General features: G+C 42.7%; 18 protein-coding genes. 15 read left to right on the top strand and 3 right to left on the bottom strand.

The window, feature by feature from the left end:
* Positions 1-106: 106 nt before the first annotated feature.
* The 7 genes from nusB (at position 107) to QDI94_RS03850 (ending at position 9,299) form a co-directional block, all read left to right on the top strand.
* Positions 107-601, top strand: coding sequence for a transcription antitermination factor NusB (gene nusB / locus QDI94_RS03880; protein WP_278867293.1), 495 nt, complete (start codon positions 107-109; stop codon positions 599-601).
* 1 nt (position 602) lies between these two features.
* The gene (locus QDI94_RS03875) at positions 603-1,553 is read left to right on the top strand and encodes a tRNA (adenosine(37)-N6)-threonylcarbamoyltransferase complex transferase subunit TsaD (protein WP_278867290.1); all 951 of its coding nucleotides are present in this window, start codon (positions 603-605) and stop codon (positions 1,551-1,553) included.
* Positions 1,534-2,748, top strand: coding sequence for an exodeoxyribonuclease VII large subunit (gene xseA / locus QDI94_RS03870; protein WP_278867288.1), 1,215 nt, complete (start codon positions 1,534-1,536; stop codon positions 2,746-2,748). The genes QDI94_RS03875 and xseA overlap by 20 nt, the downstream gene beginning before the upstream one ends.
* A gap of 1 nt (position 2,749) precedes the next feature.
* Positions 2,750-6,274, top strand: coding sequence for a DNA polymerase III subunit alpha (locus QDI94_RS03865; protein ID WP_278867285.1), 3,525 nt, complete (start codon positions 2,750-2,752; stop codon positions 6,272-6,274).
* Between the two features lie 172 nt (positions 6,275-6,446).
* A complete protein-coding gene (locus QDI94_RS03860; protein WP_101029281.1) occupies positions 6,447-7,451 on the top strand; it encodes an ABC transporter substrate-binding protein in 1,005 nt (334 codons plus the stop codon).
* A gap of 76 nt (positions 7,452-7,527) precedes the next feature.
* On the top strand, positions 7,528-8,493 hold the full coding sequence (locus QDI94_RS03855; RefSeq protein WP_101029280.1) for an ABC transporter permease: 966 nt from the start codon (positions 7,528-7,530) through the stop codon (positions 8,491-8,493).
* 2 nt (positions 8,494-8,495) lie between these two features.
* Positions 8,496-9,299, top strand: coding sequence for an ABC transporter ATP-binding protein (locus QDI94_RS03850; RefSeq protein WP_278867282.1), 804 nt, complete (start codon positions 8,496-8,498; stop codon positions 9,297-9,299).
* A gap of 108 nt (positions 9,300-9,407) precedes the next feature.
* Here QDI94_RS03850 and QDI94_RS03845 read toward each other — a convergent pair whose 3' ends face one another.
* Positions 9,408-10,475: a bifunctional glycosyltransferase family 2/GtrA family protein gene (locus QDI94_RS03845; RefSeq protein ID WP_278867279.1), complete on the bottom strand. Its 1,068-nt coding sequence runs from the start codon at positions 10,473-10,475 to the stop codon at positions 9,408-9,410.
* A 234-nt stretch (positions 10,476-10,709) separates the two neighbouring features.
* On the opposite strand from QDI94_RS03845, the gene QDI94_RS03840 reads away from it, so the two are divergent.
* The 3 genes from QDI94_RS03840 (at position 10,710) to QDI94_RS03830 (ending at position 15,844) form a co-directional block, all read left to right on the top strand.
* Positions 10,710-12,416, top strand: a complete 1,707-nt coding sequence (locus QDI94_RS03840) for an alpha-amylase family glycosyl hydrolase (RefSeq protein WP_278867276.1) — start codon at positions 10,710-10,712, stop codon at positions 12,414-12,416.
* A gap of 158 nt (positions 12,417-12,574) precedes the next feature.
* Positions 12,575-13,393: an enhanced serine sensitivity protein SseB gene (locus tag QDI94_RS03835; protein WP_278867274.1), complete on the top strand. Its 819-nt coding sequence runs from the start codon at positions 12,575-12,577 to the stop codon at positions 13,391-13,393.
* Between the two features lie 243 nt (positions 13,394-13,636).
* A complete protein-coding gene (locus QDI94_RS03830; RefSeq protein ID WP_278867272.1) occupies positions 13,637-15,844 on the top strand; it encodes a starch-binding protein in 2,208 nt (735 codons plus the stop codon).
* A gap of 110 nt (positions 15,845-15,954) precedes the next feature.
* Here the strand turns inward: QDI94_RS03830 and hisF are convergent, their stop codons facing one another.
* Positions 15,955-16,710, bottom strand: a complete 756-nt coding sequence (gene hisF, locus QDI94_RS03825; protein WP_101029274.1) for an imidazole glycerol phosphate synthase subunit HisF — start codon at positions 16,708-16,710, stop codon at positions 15,955-15,957.
* A gap of 2 nt (positions 16,711-16,712) precedes the next feature.
* Positions 16,713-17,336 (bottom strand): imidazole glycerol phosphate synthase subunit HisH, encoded by a 624-nt coding sequence (gene hisH, locus QDI94_RS03820; RefSeq protein WP_101029273.1) that lies wholly within the window; start codon positions 17,334-17,336, stop codon positions 16,713-16,715.
* Positions 17,337-17,547: 211 nt separating this feature from the next.
* Here hisH and QDI94_RS03815 point away from each other — a divergent pair, with 211 nt between their 5' ends.
* The 5 genes from QDI94_RS03815 to QDI94_RS03795 are packed head-to-tail and all read left to right on the top strand — an operon-like array spanning position 17,548 to position 22,971.
* Positions 17,548-18,444, top strand: a complete 897-nt coding sequence (locus QDI94_RS03815) for a MurR/RpiR family transcriptional regulator (protein WP_178586068.1) — start codon at positions 17,548-17,550, stop codon at positions 18,442-18,444.
* Complete coding sequence (locus QDI94_RS03810; protein ID WP_278867270.1) at positions 18,431-19,672, top strand: BaiN/RdsA family NAD(P)/FAD-dependent oxidoreductase; 1,242 nt, start codon at positions 18,431-18,433, stop codon at positions 19,670-19,672. The genes QDI94_RS03815 and QDI94_RS03810 overlap by 14 nt, the downstream gene beginning before the upstream one ends.
* A gap of 41 nt (positions 19,673-19,713) precedes the next feature.
* Positions 19,714-20,382, top strand: a complete 669-nt coding sequence (gene cmk, locus QDI94_RS03805; RefSeq protein ID WP_101029270.1) for a (d)CMP kinase — start codon at positions 19,714-19,716, stop codon at positions 20,380-20,382.
* A complete protein-coding gene (locus QDI94_RS03800) occupies positions 20,382-21,017 on the top strand; it encodes a lysophospholipid acyltransferase family protein (RefSeq protein ID WP_101029269.1) in 636 nt (211 codons plus the stop codon). Before cmk ends, QDI94_RS03800 begins: the two co-directional genes overlap by 1 nt.
* Complete coding sequence (locus tag QDI94_RS03795) at positions 20,998-22,971, top strand: bifunctional 4-hydroxy-3-methylbut-2-enyl diphosphate reductase/30S ribosomal protein S1 (RefSeq protein ID WP_278867267.1); 1,974 nt, start codon at positions 20,998-21,000, stop codon at positions 22,969-22,971. The genes QDI94_RS03800 and QDI94_RS03795 overlap by 20 nt, the downstream gene beginning before the upstream one ends.
* Positions 22,972-22,974: the final 3 nt, after the last annotated feature.

The raw sequence follows: 22,974 nt of genomic DNA, 5'->3' as shown, positions 1-22,974 counted from the left end.
TTCCGTAAAATTCTATGGAGTTACTTGCTTTTCCTGCAAGCAGGGCGGAATCTGTTCCGATTTTATATTTAGTGATATTATAATTTAACGAAAAGTTGGGCTTATTATGAATAACGAAATGAACAACGAAATAAATGAAATTGAAGTAAATGACGCTGAAACAAGTGACATTTTTGAAGAAGAGGTTAATCTCACAAGAAGTGAGTCGAGAGAGCAGGCTTTTATGCTTTTGTTTTCAAAGTCTTTTGACGACGAACCTCTTGAAGAAACAATAGACGATAATTCGGAAATGTTTGTAGGCGGTGTTTGTGCTTATGCTCAGGCAGTAGTTTCAGGCATTGAGGACAAGCTCGAAGAGATTGACGAAATCATTGCAAGTCACCTAAAAAAAGGCTGGACTCTTTCAAGAATTTCAAAGCCGTCACTTGCAATTCTTCGCCTTGCAGTCTATGAAATGAAGTATCTTGACAATGTTCCGCAGAGCGTTTCAATCAACGAGGCTGTTGAACTTGCAAAGAAATACACAATTGACGAGAGCAAGTTTGTAAACGGTATTCTCGGAACATATTCTCGTGAAATTTCGGGAAAGTCGGAGAAGTGATATGAGCTTTTTTCTCGGAATTGACACTTCAAATTACACAACATCAACCGCTCTTTATGACAGCAAAACCGGCGAAATGGTTCAGCAGAAAAAACTTCTGCCCGTAAAAGAAGGACAGCTCGGACTCCGTCAGAGCGATGCTGTGTTTCACCACACAGCACAGCTGCACACGCTTATTGAAGAACTTTTGAAAGATGTTGACACAAGCAAAATAGCCGCAATTGCGGCGTCAAGCCGTCCAAGACCTGTTGACGGCTCATATATGCCGTGTTTCACCGTTGGAGAGAACACGGCAAAAATTTTATCTTCCGCAATGAAAATCCCTCTCTACACCTTTTCGCATCAGGAGGGACACATCTCGGCGGCACTGTTCGGCTCGCAGAGGACAGATCTGTTTGATAAGCAGTTTATCGCTTTCCATGTCAGCGGAGGAACAACCGAGGCAGTATTTGCCAAGGGCTTCGGCACAGGCTTTTCCGTTGAACTTGCGGCACACACTCTTGACCTCAATGCAGGGCAGGCGATTGACCGCACAGGACTTATGCTCGGACTGAAATTTCCGTGCGGTCCACAGCTTGAACAGCTTGCCCTTAAAAATACAGAAAAAATCAGGGTGAAACCAACCCTCAAAGGTTGTGATTGTTGCCTCAGCGGAGTTGAAAATCTATCCAAAAAACTGATTGACGAGGGCAAATCCCCCGAATATGTTTCGGCATTTTGCCTTAAATATATTGAGCAGACCTTGTCCGAAATGACAAAACGGTTGCTTGAAAAATACGGAAAACATCCATTACTCTTTGCAGGCGGAGTAATGTCAAATCAGATAATCAAAAATTCTTTTGAAGAAAAATACAATGCAATATTTGCACCGCCGCAGTTTTCGGCAGATAACTCGGCAGGAATTGCATATTTAGGATACAGGAAGTATAACGATGTACACACCCGAGTTTAACAAACCACGAGTTTTAAGTGTTTCGCAACTGAATTTCTATATAAAGTCAATTATTGAAAATGACGCAAGGCTGAATTTTGTCTTTGTTACGGGTGAAATTTCAAACCTTACCGACCATTACAGAAGCGGACACATCTACCTTTCAATCAAAGACGAAAAATCCGTTATAAGAGCCGTAATGTTTGCCGGCAATGCCCGTAATTTAAAGTTCAGACCGACCGACGGAATGAAAGTAATCTGCCGTGGCAGAGTTGCAGTCTATGAACCCACAGGTCAGTATCAGCTTTATATTGAAGATATGCAGCCTGACGGCATAGGTGCGCTTTCGCTTGCTTATGAACAACTTAAAAAGTCGCTTGCCGAAAAAGGACTTTTTGCTCCCGAACATAAGAAGAAAATTCCGCCGTTTCCTAATTCAATCGGTGTAATTACTTCTCCCACAGGTGCGGCAGTTCAGGATATCCGCAACATCCTTTCAAGAAGATTTCCGTCTGCCGACATAATTATGTGTCCCGTACTTGTTCAGGGAGAGAATGCTCCCGCTCAACTTATTGACGCCGTACAGAAACTTGATAAATACAACGCCTGTGATGTTATCATAATCGGCAGGGGCGGCGGTTCAATTGAAGATTTGTGGGCATTCAATGATGAAAACCTTGCTTATGCAATCTACAACTGTAAAATTCCGGTAATTTCCGCTGTCGGTCATGAAACCGATTTTACAATCTGTGACTTTGTATCCGATCTCAGAGCGCCGACTCCGTCTGCGGCGGCAGAGCTTGCAGTTCCCGATACTGCGGAGCTTGTTGATTACTATAAATCGCAAAAGCAGTATGTTTCGTCAATGGCAACATTGAAATTAAGACAGGAATATAATGCTCTTACAGAATTAAAAACAAAACTGTCCGTTGTATCACCACAACAGAGAATTTTTGAATATGAAAAATCTCTTGAACTTTGCAAAACGAAAATACAGCATTTTGTTCAGGAAACAATAAATAAAAAGACTGCCGACATCACAAAGACAGCCGCAAAACTTGAAGGACTCAACCCCGTTAAAATTCTTTCAAGAGGTTATTCAATTGCCGAAAAAGACGGCAGGGTGGTAAATTCCGCCAAAACACTTAAAAGCGGCGATGAATTTACTCTCCGTTTTTCAGACGGTGAAATAAAGGCAAAAGCAACAGGTGAGTAAAATGGCATTTACACATTTACATCTTCATACAGAATACAGTCTGCTTGACGGTGCCTGCCGTCTGAGCAGACTTGCAAAAGCCGCAAAAGAAAAGGGAATGACTGCACTCGCAATCACCGACCACGGTGTAATGTACGGTGCGGTCGATTTTTATAAGGAGTGCAAAAAGCAGGGTATAAAGCCGATAATCGGCTGTGAAGTGTATGTTGCACCGCATAGCCGCTTTGACAAGACTTCATCCTACGGAAAATACTATCATATGGTTTTGCTCTGCAAAAATCATACAGGCTATCAGAACCTTATCAAGCTTGTGTCAAAAGGCTTTACCGAGGGATTCTACACAAAACCGAGAATTGACGATGAACTCCTTGCCGAGTATCACGAGGGCTTAGTCTGTCTCTCTGCCTGTCTGGCAGGTGAAATTCCGCAAAAGCTCCTTGACGGCGATTACGCAGGTGCAAAGTCAAAGGCTGAATTTTACCGTGATATGTTCGGAAAAGAGAACTTTTTTATAGAGCTTCAAGACCACGGAATTGAGGAACAGAAGAGAATAATTCCAAGCCTTGTAAAAATAGCCCGTGAAATCGGTGTTGATATTGTTGCAACAAACGATTGCCACTATATTGAAAAGCAGGACAGCACAGTTCACAGTATTCTTCTCTGTATTCAGACCAACAGAACAGTCAATGACAGCGACAGAATGGAGTTCAAAACATCCGAATTTTATCTTAAAACAGAAGATGAAATGCGTGAGGTATTTGCAAATTACCCCGAAGCAATCGACAATACACAGAAAATTGCCGATATGTGCAATGTAGATTTTGAATTTGGCGTGCGCAAGCTTCCGAGATTTGATGTTCCCAATAATGAAGACCATCTGCATTATTTCAGAAGAAAATGCTATGAGGGGCTTTATAAACACTATGGTGAAAATCCCGACAAGGCTTTGATTGACCGACTCGAATATGAAATCAGCACCGTGTCGCAAATGGGCTTTGTAGATTACTACCTTATCGTAAATGACTTTGTAAGCTACGCAAAATCCTGCGGAATCCCCGTCGGTCCGGGAAGAGGCTCGGGCGCAGGCTCGCTTTGTGCCTACTGCATAGGTATAACCGCAATTGACCCTATAAAGTACAATCTTCTTTTTGAGCGATTTTTAAACCCCGAAAGAGTAAGTATGCCGGATTTTGATGTCGATTTTTGTAAGAAACGCAGGGGAGAGGTTATCGACTATGTTGTGCGTAAATACGGCGAAGATCATGTTGCACAGATAATTTCGTTCGGTACAATGGCGGCAAGAGGTGCAATCCGAGATGTAGGAAGGGTGCTTGAAATTCCGTATGCGGCAGTTGATTCGATTGCTAAACTCGTTCCAATGGAACACGATATGACAATTGAGGATGCTCTAAGACTTAATTCCGACCTGAGAAGTCGCTATAAAAATGAACCGCAGACAAAAAAACTGCTCGATGTTGCAATGAGCATTGAGGGAATGCCCCGTCACGCAACAATGCACGCCGCAGGTGTTGTAATCACCGATAAGCCCGTCAGCGACTATGTTCCGCTGTCAAAAAATGACGATAATGTTGTAACACAGTTCACAATGACTGCACTTGAAGAACTCGGTCTTTTAAAAATGGACTTTCTCGGACTCAGAAACTTAACCGTAATCAATGACGCCGAAAAGCAGATAAAGCATAATAATCCCGAATACAATCCCGATACGGTTGATGAAAACGATAAAAAAGTCTTTGAAATGTTTTCAAAAGGTCACACAGAGGGTGTGTTTCAGTTTGAAAGTCAGGGTATGAAAAATGTTCTCACTCAACTAAAGCCGGAGCGAATTGAGGACCTCATAGCAGTTACGGCGCTGTACCGCCCCGGACCTATGGACAGTATTCCGACCTATATCGACTGCCGCCACAATCCGTCACATATCCGCTACAAGCATCCGCTTCTAAAGGATATTCTCGGCGTTACAAGCGGTTGTATAATCTATCAGGAACAGGTTATGCAGATTTTCAGAACGCTTGCAGGCTACAGTCTCGGACGAGCAGATATAGTTCGCCGAGCAATGAGCAAAAAAAAGCTTGCCGTAATGGAGTCGGAGCGTGAAATATTCATTCACGGTCTTACGGATAATGACGGGAATATCATAGTTGAAGGATGTATTCGCCGTGGAGTTGACGAAAAAACAGCAATTTCCGTTTATGATGAAATGGAAAGCTTTGCTCACTACGCTTTCAACAAATCCCATGCGGCGGCTTATGCCAACATTTCCTACAAAACTGCATGGCTCAAATGTCACTACCCCCGTGAATATATGGCGGCTCTGCTTTCAAGCGTGCTTGACAATCAAAACAAGCTTGCGTCATATATCACTGAATGTAAACGGCTCGGAATCCGTGTATTACCGCCTAATGTGAACGAAAGCAATCTCCATTTTACTGTAAGCGGCAACGATATCCGTTACGGACTTCTTGCCGTTAAAAATCTCGGCAGGAATTTTATTGATGAAATAATTGCCGAACGGATAAATTCGCCCTACAAAGACTTTTTTGATTTTTGTAAAAGGCTTTACGGCCGCAATATGAACAGCAGGGCAATTGAAAGTCTGATAAAATGCGGAGCATTTGACGGTTTAGGAGCAAATCGCCGACAGCTTCTTGCAATTTATAAAACTGCGCTTGACAATGTTGAATATGAGAGCAGGCGCAATATGAACGGTCAGATGTCGTTTTTTAGTGATTCTGAAGCGGCAGAAGAATCAACAAGACCGAAAATTCCCGATTTGTCTGAATTTTCTGCTTCCGAACTTTTGCATATGGAAAACGAAATTGCGGGAATGTATCTCAGCGGTCATCCGCTCGATGAATACACAACTTTTTCAAAAGCAATCCATGCCGATAAAACAGGCGATATAATCAATAATGACAGCGGTATGTATTTTGACGGAAAAAAAGTCAGCCTTGTCTGCATAGTTGCAAAGCTGAAAACCCAGCTTACAAAAAATAACAAGCTTATGGCTTTTGTGAATGCAGAGGACAGAAACGGTATGCTTGAAATTGTGATTTTTCCGAATGTTTATGAAAAATATTCTGCCCTTCTCGGCACAGGCGGTGCGTTGCTGTTCCGCGGAGCTGTTAATCTCAAGGAAAACGAAGAACCGAAAATCATCTGTGATTCCGTAGCGTCTGCCCGTACAAACGAGGATTGCAAAAATAACCCTGTTGCAATAAAAAACACAGAACATTTTCCGCAAAATTATCAGATGCAAGCCGTGAAAACTGATACACAAAAGCCTTCTGCACTGTATTTGCGTATTGATGACCTCAATACCGATAAATACAACCGTGCAAAGCGCGTGCTTGATATTTTTGACGGCAGAACGCCTGTTATTTTTTATCTTACAGACACCAAAAGAAAGGTGAAAGCCCCTTCATCAATGTGGGTAGATATTAACCCTGTTATGATTAAAGAACTAAAATACCAGCTTGGTGATGAGAATGTGGTAGCAAAATGAATAAAAACTAACTTCTAATTCTGTGATTTGTAATAAAAATCAGTAAATGCTATTGAAAAAATCGTTTTTATGTATTATAATTTATGTTGTTAAAACACTTTATTGCATAAAAGTGCAGAAGTATATGATGCTTTACAGCACAAAAGTGCTGAAAGCTTAGGAGGAAATTAAAATGAAAAAAGCTAAAAAGATTGCCGCAGTTGCTCTTGCGGCGGCTTCTATGTCACTCGCATTTGCAGGATGCGGCGGTTCTGCAGAAAGCTCAAAGGCAGATAATTCAAGCACGGACGGTAAGGTTTACAACATCGGTATCTGTCAGCTTGTTCAGCACGAGGCTCTTGACGCCGCAACAAAAGGTTTTAAGGATTATCTCACAGAGAAGCTCGGTGCAGATAATGTAAAGTTTGACGAGCAGAACGCTCAGGGCGATTCCGCAACCTGTGCTACAATCTGCAACCAGTTTGTTTCTTCAAATTATGACCTTATTCTCGGCAACGGTACTGCCGCACTTCAGGCAGCATACACAGCAACACCGAATATTCCGATTCTCGGTACTTCAATCACAGACTACGGCACAGCACTTGACAAGTCTGATTGGAACGGTGTTTCGGGTATGAATGTTTCGGGTACAACAGACCTTGCTCCGCTTGACCAGCAGGCGGCAATGCTCAAGGAGCTTTTCCCCAACGCAAAGAATGTCGGAATTCTCTACTGCTCGGCTGAGGCTAACTCAAAGTATCAGAGCGATACGATCACTCCTTATTTCAAGGATGCAGGCTATACTGTAAAATCATATTCATTTGCAGATTCAAACGATGTTGCCGCAGTTGCAAAGACTGCCTGTGACGAGAGCGATGTTCTTTACATCCCGACAGATAACACAGCAGCATCTAACACAGGCATCATCGACAATGTAGCCACAGCTGCAAAAACTCCTATCGTTGCAGGCGAAGAAGGCATCTGTAAGGGCTGCGGTGTTGCAACACTTTCAATCAGCTATGACGAACTCGGCAGAAAAACAGGCGAAATGGCTTACAACATTCTTGTAAAGGGCGAGGATATCACAAAGATGAAGGTTGAGGCCGCTCCGAATGTAACAAAAGAATATATCAAAGACCGTTGTGACACATACGGAATCAAGGTTCCCGACGGTTACACAGAAATCAAAGCAGAATAATTCATATTCGGAAAAATAATATTGGCAGGGGTGCCGTGAAAGCGACACCCCGATATTTTATGTATAGGTGGTTTTTATGGATTTTTTAGCAAACTACTTCAGTTCTCTTAATCCTATGAGCTTTTTATCCGCACTTCCGGGTAATATCGCTCAGGGTATAATCTGGGGACTCATGGGACTCGGTGTATTTCTCACCTTTAAGCTGTTGAACTTTGCCGACCTCAGCGTTGACGGTTCATTTGCAACAGGCGGTGCGGTAACCGCAGTTATGCTCATCAACGGCTGTCCTGTTTGGGCAACAATCATCGTAGCAATCCTTGCAGGTCTTGCGGCAGGTCTTGTAACGGGACTTCTTCACACGCTTCTCGGAATTCCCGACATTCTCGCAGGTATCCTCACACAGATTGCTCTTTATTCAATTAACCTGAATATTATGGGAAAATCAAACCTCCCAATCAGTTACAGAAACTACACGCTTGTTGTTTCTGCAAGTAATATAAATATGGCAATTCTCGTAGGTCTTGGAATTTGTGCTGTTGTAGTTGCCGCAATGTATTGGTATTTCGGCACAGAACAGGGCTCAACAATCCGTTCAACAGGTTCAAACCCTGCAATGAGCAAGGCACAGGGCATTAACATCAATTTTACAAAGGTAATTGCCCTTGCACTTTCAAACGGACTCGTTGCACTTTCGGGTTCACTTTTTGCTCAGTATCAGGGCTTTGCTGATATCAATATGGGTAGAGGTGCAATCGTAATCGGTCTTGCGGCTGTAATCATCGGCGAAGTTCTCGGTGAGGCAATTTTCCGCAAGCACATGAATTTTATCATAAGAATGCTCTTTGTAATTGTCGGCGGTATTCTCTATTATATCGCAATGGGTATCGTACTCTGGCTCAAGATGCCGACAGACGATACAAAGCTCTTTACGGCAATTATCGTTGCAATCTTCCTTGCAGTTCCGTATCTCCAGAAAAAGAGAAAGACTTCATTCAAGAAAGTTGCAAAAATGAATGCTAAAAACGCACAGAAGGAGGGTTAAGAATGCTTGAAATCAAGAATGTATGGAAAACCTTTAATAAAGGCACAGTAAATGAAAAGCAGGCACTCTGCGGAGTTAATCTCACCCTCAATGACGGCGATTTTTGTACGGTAATCGGCGGCAACGGTGCAGGCAAGTCAACAACACTCAACGCAATTGCAGGCGTGTGGCCTGTTGACTGCGGTCAGATTCTTATTGACGGCAAGGATATTTCGGCATTGCCCGAGCATAAAAGAGCACCCTACCTCGGCAGAGTATTTCAGGACCCGATGACAGGCACGGTAGCCGATATGGAAATTATAGAAAACCTCGCAATTGCCGCAAGACGAGGCAAAAAAAGAGGACTTTCGTGGGGCGTAAAGGCTGATGAAAGATTCCGTTACCGTCAGATGCTTGCAGAGTTTGACCTCGGACTTGAGGACAGAATGTCATCAAAAGTAGGACTTCTCTCGGGCGGTCAGCGTCAGGCAATAACACTTCTTATGGCAACAATCAAAAAGCCGAAGCTTCTCCTGCTTGACGAACATACAGCCGCTCTTGACCCGAAAACAGCCGCTAAGGTGCTTGAGCTTTCCGACAAAATCATTGCCGAAAACAACCTTACGGCACTTATGGTAACTCATAATATGCATGACGCAATTACTCACGGCAACCGTCTTATTATGATGAGTGACGGCAAAATTATCCTCGATATCTCAGGTGAAGAAAAGAAAAATCTTACGGTTGAACACCTCCTCGAAATGTTTGAGAAGGCAAGCGGTTCAAAGATCGAAAATGACCGTATGCTTTTAAGCAAGGATAAATAAACTTAATATGAAATAATGAGGCTGTGAAGAAATGAAGCTTAATACTTCGTTCTTCACAGCCTGACTTGTTTTTGTTAGGCTGTTTTTCTACAGCCCCTATTGGTAATATCAATTATTTTGTTTTCTTTTCTGCACTCTCTTAAGTCTTTTATCATCTTTAAAAACCCATATTCTCTGCATTTTGTAGTTGACTGTCCAAAGCAACAGGTCAACAATAGCTTTTGTAAGAGTTACAGGGACAGGTAAGAACCAAAGTGCAGATACAATAAGCGAACTCGCACACATTATGCAGAAAAACAAAATGAAAAACCTGAGTGCCTGTTTTGCTCCGTTATCCGTATTGCCGAAGATGACTTTTCTGTTGATGAGAAAATTAATTCCGCCCGAAACGACTCGTGCCATAAGAGTTGCCAGCATAATGTTAAAGAACATATGTGACGGCAGAATATACGCAAAAACCGTGAACAAAACAAGGTCGATTATCGTACAGCCGATTGACGCCGTCGCAAATCTCAGCGGAGTTCTGTATATAAGATAGGTGTCCTTAACAAGTCGAAAATTACTGCTGCAGTTTGTGCAATCGGCAACTATGGTTACAAAGTAAAACGGAACTCTCATATCCGCACATTTTGTGAGGAAATTCATCTCAAAGTCAAAGCGGTTTCCTTTTGTTTTCATAACCGTGTCGTACAAAAATGCGGGAATGCCTCGCAGTCCTGTTTGAGTATCGCTGCAGCTTTTGCCGGTTATAACCTTAAAATATGCAGAAGAAAGGCGGTTGCCTATCCGTATGTTAAGCGGCATTTTGGATTTTTTATAATCTCTTTTTCCAAGAATAAGACAGCCGTTTCTAAGGTCAAGCATACGGCTGATTTTCATAACATCATTTGCAGTGTGCTGACCGTCGGCGTCACAGGTAATATAACCTGTAATGTTATAAAGGTTGTCGTGGGCATACCGTATTCCTGCTTTAAGGCTTGCACCCTTGCCGTTATTATTTTTTAGGTGAACAAGATGACAGCCGATGCTTGTCAGTTCGTTAAAATATTCCGAGTTAGAGTCAAGACCGTCATTGACAACAACAATATGTTCGGCACCAAGCTCCTGAAGCTCATTGCAAAGGTTGATTGTATTCTTATTTTCACAATAAATAGGAATAATTACTGCGTGACTCATACGGTTGTTCCTTTCTTTTTTATGCTTTTAGTATACAACAATTTTTCTTTTGTGACAATATTCAATTTTTTTCTATTGTAAACATCGTAACGATTTTTTGCTCAAAAACGTAGTTTGTGTCATTATTGGCGTTTTAATAAAAAAATATGGCAAAAATGCCAAAAACTATTTAAAAATCATATCATTTATGTTATACTGTATTGAGCAGATTAAAAAACAGAAAGACGGTGAATTATGTTTAAAAAATTATCAGCAGGTATTCTTTCGGCTCTTATGGTTACTGCCGTTGCAGTATCCGGTACCGGCTGCTCGCAATCTCAACCGGCGTCAATTGACTACAAAACAGCTGACAAGGTGGCTGACGGTGCAATTCTTCAAGCTTTTTGCTGGAACTTCAACACAATAAAGGAGTCAATGGGGGATATTGCCGCAGCAGGCTATTCGGCTGTGCAGACATCTCCGATTAACGAGTGTCTTGAGGGCGAAAACGGCGGTATGGATCTTTACGGTGACGGAAAATGGTATTACCACTATCAACCTACTGATTTCAAAATCGGCAATTATCAGCTCGGTACCCGTGATGAATTTAAGGCCATGTGCGATGAAGCTCACAAGTACGGCATAAAGGTAATTGTCGATGTAATCGCAAACCATACTACGCCATCAACCGATGAGGTCAGTGAAGACCTTATCAAGGCAGGCGGCGGAAGTCTTGAAACCCTTTATCACAAGGAGGGCAGAACGCCCCTTAATGATTTCGGCGACAGACTTGCCTGTACAACGCATGAGATGGGCGGACTTCCCGACATCAACACGGAAAGACCTTCGTTCCAAAAGTATTTCTTTAATTACATTAACGATTGTATTGCCTGCGGTGCTGACGGTTTTAGATATGACACCGCAAAGCATATCGGACTTTCCGATGACCCAAAGGAAGATGACGGCTTTAAAAACAACTTCTGGGAAAAAGCAACCAAAGAAGTAGATAATGCAGAAAATCTTTTTATCTACGGTGAAGTGCTTCAGGGCGACAATGACAGACTTGCAGATTATATCAAAGAAATCGGCAGAACCACATCAAGCACCTACGGCAGTAAAATTCGTTCGGGAATTGCAAGTGGCAATATCGACACGGCAGTTGTGTCTGATTACTGGATTGGCAATGCAGACCCGAATATCGTAACATGGGTTGAATCCCACGATAACTACATCAACGACTGTACATACAATAATATCGACAGCGAACAGGTTATCCTCGGCTGGGCAATAATCACGGCAAGAAAAGACGGAACACCGCTCTTCTTTGACCGTCCGTACAACAGCTCAATTGACAATTCATGGGGTATGAACCGAATCGGCACACAGGGCGATGATATGTACAAGGACAACCGTGTTTCTGCGGTGAACTTCTTCAGAACTGCAATGAAGGGCGAAGACGAAAATCTCGTTAATCCTAACCTTGACTCAACTGCTCTTATGATTGAAAGAGGTACAAAGGGAGCTGTCATCGTCAACACAAATGATGCTCTCAAGGTTGATTTTGAAACAAATCTTGCTGACGGAACATATGTTGACCGCGTTGACCGCAAGACCGAATATAAGGTTAAAAACGGTAAAATTACCTGTGATACTGATATTCCTGAAAATTCAGTTGTAGTTCTCTACAATGAGGGCTACACCGAATATGCAAGACCTGCAAGCGTGGGTGTTGACTCAAAAACAGAATTTACCTACAGTGATGACACATACGAGGTAACTCTCACCTGTTCAAACACCGACAACGCAACATATTCCCTTGACGGCGGAAAGGCTGTTTCGTACAAAGACGGCGACAAAGTAACAATCAAGCACGGGGACAGTGATGTTTCAAAGCTTGAGCTTCGTGCAGAAAATGCCGAAGGCGTCAAAACTTACGAAAGACTTGAATTTACCTATATATAATGAAATTTACAGTTTTTCATCACAATAAAAATTTTACTTCACCGTATAATATTTTCAGTGACGGTGACGCATCCGACATCCGGCAATGTTATCGGAATCAGACCATTGCCGTGGTGCCGGACAAAAATTATACATAAGAATAACGGAGGTAACAAAGCATGAGCAAACTTAAAGGCGCAAAAATGGAAGGAAGCAAAGTGCCGGCAGAGCAGATTAAGAATCCCGATCTCGTTGCCGCAATTGAAAAGATGCAGGAGGACAACACAACCGAAAATATCAATAAGATGATTGATGAGGTTATGAAAGCAAAATTCATTCTCCCCGCAAAGGTAACACCAAAGACAGAGGCTAAAACAACCAACGGTCAGACTGTTATGCAGCAGTCAACTCAGGTTCAGTTCAGACTTCTTGAAAACGGCAACAAAGAAAAATTCTTTGGCGTATTCACAGATACCGATGAGCTTTTCAAGTGGAAGGACACACAGGAGTCACAGAAGGTTGTTACTGACTTTGACAGTATAGCACAGATGGTAATGGACCCGCAGGCTGATGTAGTAGGCTTTGTAATCAATCCTTTCGGAAAAAGCGTAACATTCCCTAAACAGATGGTTCATTCCTTTAAACAGCAGAAGGATTATATGAATCTTAAAAAGCAGACTATTGAACCCGGTGCGCCGATAAGCCTCGGAGAACCAAAAGAATATCCTATTGATCTTATGGCTGCCCTGATAAATCACTTCAGCACAGAGCCGACCGTAAATGCTGCATATCTTCGCTTGATTGAGCAGAACGGTCAGAAGAGCTATTTCATTGTGGTTGATTTCTTCGGTGATATAGAAAGCACATTCGATGCAATCAGCAAGGTTGCAAATCCGTTCCTTGACGATGAAATCCAGCTTTCAATGATGCCGTATTCAATGGATTTTGCAAAAAATGCAGTAAAGGGTGTTGAACCTTTCTACAGAAAAGAAAACTGATTATTCATATATTGTTTTTGAAAAACATTAAATCCGCTGACATAAACTGTCAGCGGATTTTCATGGTCAAAATATGTTGTGATATAGTCAAAATAAACTTTGTTTAATTAAGCCTACAAAACTTTGCACAATAACTTGTACAAAGAAACAAAAATGTGATAATGAATTGAAAAAACAAGTGCAAAATGCTATAATAAAATCAATCATATTGCCAATGATTAAAAATAAGGAGGAATCAATAAAATGAAAAGGACAAGAAAATTCACGAGCATTGTTCTTGCCGCACTTATGGTGCTTTCAACACTTATTGTGTCGGCAGGGGGTGTTTCGGCAGCAACATCGTCAGGCTCAGAGGTGTACTTTGACAACTCAAAGTTCGGATGGAAGGATGTTTATGTTTACGCATACGGCACAAAGGAAAATTCCGAGTGGCCCGGCGAGCTTATGACAAAAGAGGACAGCGGTCTTTATAAGGCAAGCTTTGCGTCTTCTTTTAAATCGGAAAAAATTATCTTCAACAACGGTCTTGAAAAAGGCAAGGGTAAGGAGCAGTATCCTGAGGCAGCAGGTCTTTCACTCAAAGCTGGCGAATGTAAAATGCTCACAGCCGAAAAGCAGTGGATTGACTACGGCAAACCCGACGGTCACGCTTACGGCTACATTCTTACAGCCAATAATACGGCTTTTTCAACAGAATCTCTTGATGTAAAGCTTGCACTTAAGAATGCCGATAAGGGCTATTATTCCGTTGACGGTTCAGCTAAGAAGGAATTTGTAAACGGTGATTCGGTAAAAGTCGGCGAGGGTAAAATCGGTAACTCAAGAATTTCGCTTACACTCTATGCAACAGGTGCAGACGGAGTTGAAACAGAGCAGACATATACCTTCAAAAAGACTTTCACAGCGTCAAAGACAACCTTTTCCGCTAAATCAGACGGTCACACAACAGAGGCAGAGGGCGGCTATTACGGCACAAACCCTGAAATGCAGCTCGGCAAGCATAAGACAATCTCTGTTGACGGTGATTTAAGCGACTGGGACAGCTCAATGATTATTGCTCAGGGTGTTGCAAACGATGATCCCCGAGTTTATATGCCTTCTTCAATGCATGAACAGCCGTGGGATGCTTATGCTCTTTACAGTGCATGGGACGACGATAATCTTTATTTCCTGCTTGAAATGGCTAACACAACATACATAACTTCTCCCGAGGACAACTTTGCCGCATCAAATGAGGCCCGTCCTTGGAGAAACAGTATTCCTATGTATCTTGCTTTGTCAATTGACCCTGCAAAGCAGGCAACAGGCAAGGCAGTAGGTACAAACAAGGACGGTTCTGTGTATACCAATCCGTTCGCATGGGGTTGCACAAACGGCACTGCAAAAGACGGAGGCACAGGCTTTACAACTCATATAGACACACTTGTTGCATTTGACTCCAACAACTCAAACGGCGGCGCTTCAATCTTCAAGGCGGATACTCAGGACACAGACGGAACATATATGTTCAACTATGACACAAGAATTCCAATCGGTGTAACAAGTTTTCAGGCTCAGGATAATAAAAACGGATTTAAAATCAAATACGCTAACGGCACAAAAAGCACTTCCATCTTCGGTATCAACGCTCCAAAGGGTTCAAGAGTAATGGGCGATAACCTCGATATGAACTCAAACTGGGTTGACTTCTTCGATGAAGGTTACAAGAACTCATACGGCTATGTTTACGAAATTGCAGTTCCGCTCAATACTTTAGGTATTGACCGCAGCTACATTGAAACACAGGGTATCGGTGCAATGCAGATTCTCACATACGGCACATCGGGCATGGACACACTTCCGCATGATCCTTCAATGCTTGATCAGGCAAATCTTGAGTACAGCTACGATCCTTCAACCTCACACGAGAAAGAGGATATCGACAACATCACAGTTCCGCTTGCAAGAATCGGCGCACTTCTTCCCGACACAGAAATAAACGAAGCTCCGCTTGAAGTGAACTTTGGTGCAAACCTCAATTCTGGACAGAATGCAGGCACACCTATCACACTTTCCGCAGAAAGCTATCATGCAACAGGAGATGTTACTTACACATTTACGGTGAACGGCGAAACCGTTCAAAGCTCAACAGCAGATTCATATGTATGGATTCCGACAGCCGACGGCACATATTCAATCGGTGTGGTTGCAGTTGATGCAAACGGCAACAAAGCAGAGTCAACAAAAACATTTGTTGTAGGTTCTTCTTCGCCCGATGAAACTCTCAAGGGCGATGTTAACCGTGACGGCAGAGTAACTGTTGTTGACGCAACACTTGTACAGAAGTATGTTGTAAGCCTTGTAGAATTTGACAGCGAAACACTTAAGGTTGCTGATATAAATGGTGACGGAGAGGCTAATGTTGTTGATTCAACTTTGATTCAGAAAATAGTTTCCGGACTTCTTGTTTAATAATTAAACAATCTAATTAACATTTGGCGGTTGTACTTAGCAGTATGACCGCCTTTTTATGCAACAAAAATGGCTGTGCATTCGCACAACCATAAACTTTGTTTGCTTTATTAAAGTCTGACCGAAATTCCTTTTTCGTTGAGATATTTTTTTAGCTTGGGGATCGGAATTTCGCCAAAGTGGAAGAGAGATGCCGCAAGAACTGCGTCAGCCTTGCCCTCGGTAAACGCATCATAAAAATGCTCAAGAGCGCCCGCACCGCCGCTTGCAATAACAGGAATGTTCACCTTTTCTGAAACTGCCCTTGTAAGTGCAATGTCATAGCCTTTTTTCTGACCGTCCTCGTCCATACTTGTGAGCAAAATTTCGCCTGCACCGAGTTCTTCACACTTAGCAGCCCATTCGATTGCATCCATACCTACAGGAGTTCTTCCGCCGTTCACATAAACTTCCCAGCTGTTTCCGCTTCTCTTGGCATCTATAGCGGCAACAACGCACTGACTGCCGAATTTATAAGCCGCCTCGCTGATGAGCTCGGGACGATGAACAGCGGCTGAATTTACGGACACCTTGTCTGCGCCGGCTCTGAGCAGAACATTAAAATCGTCAACGCTTCTGATACCGCCGCCGACTGTGAACGGAATGAAGATTGAATTTGCAACCTTTTCAACCATGTCAATGGTGATGTTTCTTGAATCGCTTGACGCGGTAATGTCGAGAAATACAAGCTCGTCAGCACCCTGTTTGTCATACTGCATTGCAGATTCAACGGGATCGCCTGCGTCAACAAGATTTACAAAACTCATACCTTTAACAACTCTGCCGTTTTTTACATCAAGGCAGGGGATTATTCTTTTTGCGTACATAATTATTCCTCCCTGCCTTTTACAATGTCGGCAAAATTTCTGAGAATTTTAAGTCCGGTTTCACCGCTTTTTTCCGGATGAAACTGAGTTGCAAAAACATTGCCTTTTTCAACAGCGGCATCAATTGTAACACCGTATTCTGTCTGAGCCGAAACAATGCTCCTGTCGCTTGCGTTCAAAAAATATGAGTGAACAAAATAAACATATGCATTCTGTTCGATGCCTTTGAAAAGTCTGCTCTTTTCATTGATTTTAAGGCTGTTCCAACCGATGTGCGGAATCTTTAAGCCTTCGCCTGACGGAATCTTTGTGATTGTACCGTCAAAAACCGAAAGACCTTTTACATTCGGACTCTCTTCACTTTCAGGAAAGAGGAGCTGAAGTCCAAGACAAATGCCTAAAAACGGTTTCCCGCTGTTTATGTACTCAATAACAGTGTCTTTAATGCCATAGGACTTCATTGTATCCATTGTATCGCCAAACGAACCGACACCCGGCAAAACAGCACCGTCTGCATTTAAAATTTCGTTTTTATCTCTTGTAATCACGCAGTCGCAGCCGATGTGCTTTAACGCCTTGTAAACACTGCGAATGTTGCCTGCGCCGTAATCAATAACCGATATCATTTTTATCAACTCCGTCATTTGCTTTCTGTTAAACAATTTTACCATACAACCTTTATTATTGCAACATAAACCGACGCATATTTCATAATTCCGTAAAATTTACAATAATTTAATTTATATCTTATTGTAAATTGCAAGTTCTTGTGCTAAAATGAATTGGTTAAGACAGTGTATCTGTTTTCACTATTTAAAATGGGAGATATTGAGAAAAATGATTACTCATTTGCTTACAAGAATAGATTTAATGATGAATTCCCTCTCAAAGGGACAAAAACGAATTGCTCTTTTTATCGAAGAGCATTACGATAAGGCGGCATTTATGACCGCATCAAAGCTCGGCGAAACTGTCGGAGTCAGCGAAAGTACTGTTGTACGGTTTGCCACCGAGCTCGGCTATGACGGCTACCCTAAGCTTCAAAAAGCAATGCAGGAGATGATTCGCAACAAGCTCACATCTGTTCAGCGAATCGAAGTTACCTCAAACCGTATCGGCAATGACAATGTGCTTGACAGCGTTCTTAATCAGGATATCGACAAAATCCGCAGAACCATTGAAGAAACTTCCCATGAAGATTTTGCCCGTGCAGTTGACGAAATCTGCAAGGCAGAGCGTATTTACATACTCGGTGTGCGTTCAACAGCCGCAATTGCAAACTTCCTCGCATATTATTTTGAAATGATTTTTGACAATGTGCGTGTTATAACGAGCGGCAGTCAAACCGAAACCTTTGAACAGATTTTCAGAATCACCGACAAAGATGTTATGATTGGTATTTCATTTCCCCGTTACAGTTCAATGTCGGTTGAGGCAATGGACTTTGCCCGTTCAAGAGGTGCTCACGCAATTGCAATTACCGACAGTATGGTTTCTCCGCTTGTTCAAAGTGCCGATTCCGTACTTATTGCAAGAAGCGATATGGCTTCAATTGTCGATTCACTCGTAGCGCCGTTAAGTCTTATCAACGCTCTCATCGTTGCAACCGTGCTTAAAAAGAAGGATGAGGTTTCCGACACATTCCGCAGACTTGAGCTTGTGTGGAACCGTGACGGAGTTTATACCAACCGTGAAAGGGAGATAGTGGGTAATATAGAAGATGATGACAAGTAAAAAAGTTGTGGTAATCGGGGCAGGTGCGGCAGGTCTTATGGCCGGTGCAACTGCGGCACTCTACGGTGCGTCAGTTACAATAATTGAAAAGAACAAGCGTGTCGGCAGAAAAATTATGATAACGGGCAAGGGAAGATGTAACCTTGCCAACAACTGCGATGTACAGACTTTTATCAATAATGTTCCCGTAAACGGAAGATTTCTCTACTCAGCAATCAACGCATTTACTCCCGAGGATACAATCGAATTTTTTGAATCCAAAGGACTTAAAACAAAAACCGAAAGAGGAAACCGTGTGTTTCCGGCATCCGACAGATCTGTAGATGTTGTTGATACAATGCATGATTATGCCGTTGAATCGGGTTGTAAAATCGTGTGTGATACGGCAAACGCTCTTATTCTTGAGGACGGTGCAGTTATAGGCGTTAAATGCGAAGAAAACACCTACTATGCCGACAGCGTAATTATCTGCTGCGGCGGAAAAAGTTATCCGCTCACAGGCTCGACAGGTGACGGATATACCCTTGCAAAGCAGGCAGGACACACAATTGTTCCGTTAAAACCGTCCCTTGTACCGTTTACTTCCAACGATAAACAATGCAAGGATATGCAGGGGCTTGCACTTAAAAATGTTGCGCTCAGAATAGTTGATAAGAACAGTAAAAAAACTGTTTACAGCGACTTTGGCGAAATGCTGTTTACACATTTCGGAATGAGCGGTCCGATGATTTTGTCGGCAAGCTCACACCTCCGCGTTATTCACCCCGACCGCTACATTGCGGAAATTGACCTCAAGCCGGCACTTGATTTTGAACATCTCGACAGGCGTATTCAGAACGATTTCAAAGAGAATTCAAACCGTGATGTTTCAAATGCATTTTCAAAGCTTTTGCCGAGAAAAATCATAGTTCCCGTTCTTAAACGCTGGGGAGTTCCCTTTGATAAAAAGTGTAATTCAATTACAAAAGAGGAGCGGCACGCTCTTTGTGAAATTCTAAAATGCTTTACGGTTGACATCAGCGGGTTCAGACCGATTGAGGAGGCAATCATAACCTCAGGCGGTGTAAAAACTTCCGAAATCAACCCGAAAACCATGGAAAGCAAGCTTGTAAGCGGTCTGTATTTTGCAGGCGAAGTAATTGACTGCGATGCCTACACAGGCGGTTTTAACCTCCAAATTGCATGGAGTACCGGACGGCTTGCAGGAGAAAACAGTGCATATATCTGATTTGATTATACATAATAATTTTGATTGAAAGGATGTAATTTATGTCAATAGCAATCGCTTTGGACGGTCCTGCAGGCGCAGGAAAATCCTCAATTGCAAAAAGAGTTGCAAAGGCACTTGACTATATTTATGTTGATACAGGAGCGCTTTACCGTACAATCGGACTTTCGGCAACAAGAAACTCCGTTGCTCCCGAAGATGAAAATGCGGTAAAGAATTTGCTTTCAAAAATCACAGTTGACCTAACATTCAATGAAAAGGGCGAGCAGATTGTTCTGCTTGACAGCGAAGATGTGTCCGGACTCATCAGAACTCCGGAGGCATCAATGATGGCGTCAAAAATTTCTGCCGTACCGATTGTAAGAGCATATCTTCTTGATTTGCAGAGAAATATGGCAAAAACTCATAATGTGATTATGGACGGCAGAGATATCGGCACAGTTGTTCTGCCTGACGCTCAGGTTAAAATTTTCCTCACAGCTTCTCCCGAGGCAAGAGCCGAAAGAAGATATAAGGAGCTTGTTGAAAAGGGTATGGATGTAAAGTACGACGACATTTTAAACGATGTGATAACCCGTGACTACAACGATACTCACCGCAAAACTGCTCCGCTCAAGCCTGCCGAGGGCTGTGTTATGATAGACACAACAGAGCTTGATTTTGAGCAGTCGGTCGAAAAAATAATTTCCGTTATAAAGGAGAATATCTGATGGGACAGTCAAAGGCACTTTACGCAGTCGGCAAAGTTGTCTGCAAGCCTATTTTCAAACTTTTGTACAGATATATAACCGTAATTGAACAGCCGCTTCCGCTTGAGGGAGGCTTGATTATTGCAAGCAACCATATTTCAAACTCAGATCCGGTTCTTCTCGGTTTGTCGCAGAAAAAGCGCAGACTGTTTTTTATGGCAAAAATTGAACTTTTTAAAAATAAATTCTTCGGTGCGTTAATCCGTGCGCTCGGTGCATTCCCTGTTGAAAGGGGTGCAGGTGACGGCAAGGCTATCAAGACAGGCGAAGACCTTATCCGTGACGGCGAGATTATGACAATCTTTATTGAGGGCGGCCGTTCCAAAACAGGAGAGCTTATGCGTCCCCGCAGCGGATGCGCTCTTGTTGCACAGCAAATGCAGGTGCCTGTTGTTCCTGCCTGCATTACAATTGTAGGCAACAAAAAGCATACATTTGCAAAAAGGGTTATTCACTTTGGAAAGCCCCTCACACCCGAAAAGCTCGGACTTACTCCGGACAGCGGAAGAAGAGAGCTTAAGGGTGCAACAACCATGATTATGGACGAAATCAAAAGAATGAGGGAGCAGGATTTAATTGAGTATAAAAAAGGCTGATTCGGCAGGTTTTTGCTTCGGTGTCAACCGAGCAATCAATATTGTAAACGAACTGCTCAAAAAAGGAATAAAGGTTGCAACCCTCGGACCGATTATTCACAATATGGAAATGGTTCATGAGCTTGAAGAGAAGGGATGCACTCCCGTTGAGTCCGTTGACGAGCTTTCAAATGGTACAACGCTTGTAATCCGTTCGCACGGAGTCGGAAAGAGTGTGATTGATGCCCTTGAAGAAAGAGGTATTAACTATGAGGACGCAACCTGTCCCTTTGTTAAAAAAATCCACAAGATTGTATCAAGCACAAGTCCCGATAATGATGTTGTTTTGATTGCAGGAAATAAAAATCATCCTGAGGTTTGCGGCATAATCGGTCATTGTGCAAGCGACTGTTACACCTTTAACAATGAAGCAGAGCTTGATGATTTATTGCCAAATATTCTGAAAAAGAATAATAAACAGGTTAAAATTGTCGCACAGACAACATTTGACACACAAGAATGGAAAAAATGTGTAAAAAAGATAAAAAAGCTATGTACAAATGCGAAAATATTTGATACAATATGTAATGCTACGCAAGTTAGGCAAACCGAAGCTTCTCAAATTGCTGCCGAGTCCGACTTTATGGTTGTAATCGGCGACAGGCACAGCTCTAATACAGGAAAGCTTTTTGATATATGCAAAAGGCAGTGTGAGAACACAGTTCTCATTGAAACAGCTGCCGAGCTTGATTTGAACAAGGTTTCGGATGCCGAAACAATCGGCGTAACTGCGGGTGCTTCAACGCCTGCAAGGATAATAAAGGAGGTACTGGATACAATGAGTGAAGTAAAATCCGGTGAAACAAATTTGGAACCATCTTTTGAGGAGATGCTTGAGGAGTCCCTCAAAAACTTTAATACAAACGAGAGGGTAATGGGCACAGTTCTGAGCATAGCTCCCAACGAAGTTCAGGTTGATGTCGGCAGAAAGCAGACAGGCTTTATTCCTGCTTCCGAGCTTTCAAACGATCCCAACGCAAGACCCGAGGATGTAGTTAAAGTCGGCGATGTTATTGAGCTTCTTATTATGAAGACCAATGATCAGGAAGGCACTATCATGCTTTCAAAGCGCAGAGTAGATGCACAGAAGGGTTGGGAAGAGCTCAAAGAAAAGGCAGAGTCACAGGAGGTTCTCTCCGGCAAGGTTACTGAGGCTGTTAAGGGCGGCGTAATCGTTCTCTACAACGGCTCAAGAATCTTTATCCCTGCATCACAGGCAACAGCAACCCGTGAAGAGAGTCTTGAAGACCTCGTTGGTCAGAATGTTGATTTCAGACTTATCGAAGTTTCACAGAACGGCAGACGCAGAAGAGCTATCGGCTCAATTCGCAGCGTGCTTAAGGAGCAGAGAGCCGCTCAGCGTGAAGAGTTCTGGAAGACTTGCGAGGTTGGCAAGCGTTACAAGGGTGTTGTTAAGTCACTTACAAGCTACGGCGCATTTGTTGACCTTGGCGGTGCATTTGGTATGATTCACATTTCAGAGCTTTCATGGACGCACATTAAGCATCCGAGCGAGGTTGTTAATGTAGGCGATACAGTTGATGTTTACATAAAGGACATCAACGAAGAAACAAAGAAGATTTCTCTCGGCTTCAAGAATGCCGAAGACAATCCGTGGGAAATCCTCAAGAACAACTATCCCGAGGGAACAGTTGTTAAGGCTACAATCGTCGGTCTTACAACATTCGGTGCTTTTGCAAACATCATCCCGGGTATTGATGGTCTTATCCACATTTCTCAGATTGCTAACAAGAGAATTGAGAAGCCCGCTGATGTACTTAAGGTTGGCGATGTTGTTGAAGCCAAGATTACTGCAATCGACTTTGACAAGAAGCGTGTAAGCCTTTCAATGCGTGCACTTCTTCCTGAAAATGAGCAGGCTCCTGCAGAGTCTAATGAAGAAGCCGCTGAATAATCA

The sequence above is a fragment of the Ruminococcus bromii genome (assembly GCF_928721825.1).
Lineage (GTDB): Bacteria > Bacillota > Clostridia > Oscillospirales > Acutalibacteraceae > Ruminococcoides > Ruminococcoides bromii.
This window is presented reverse-complemented; position numbering and strand designations above follow the sequence as displayed.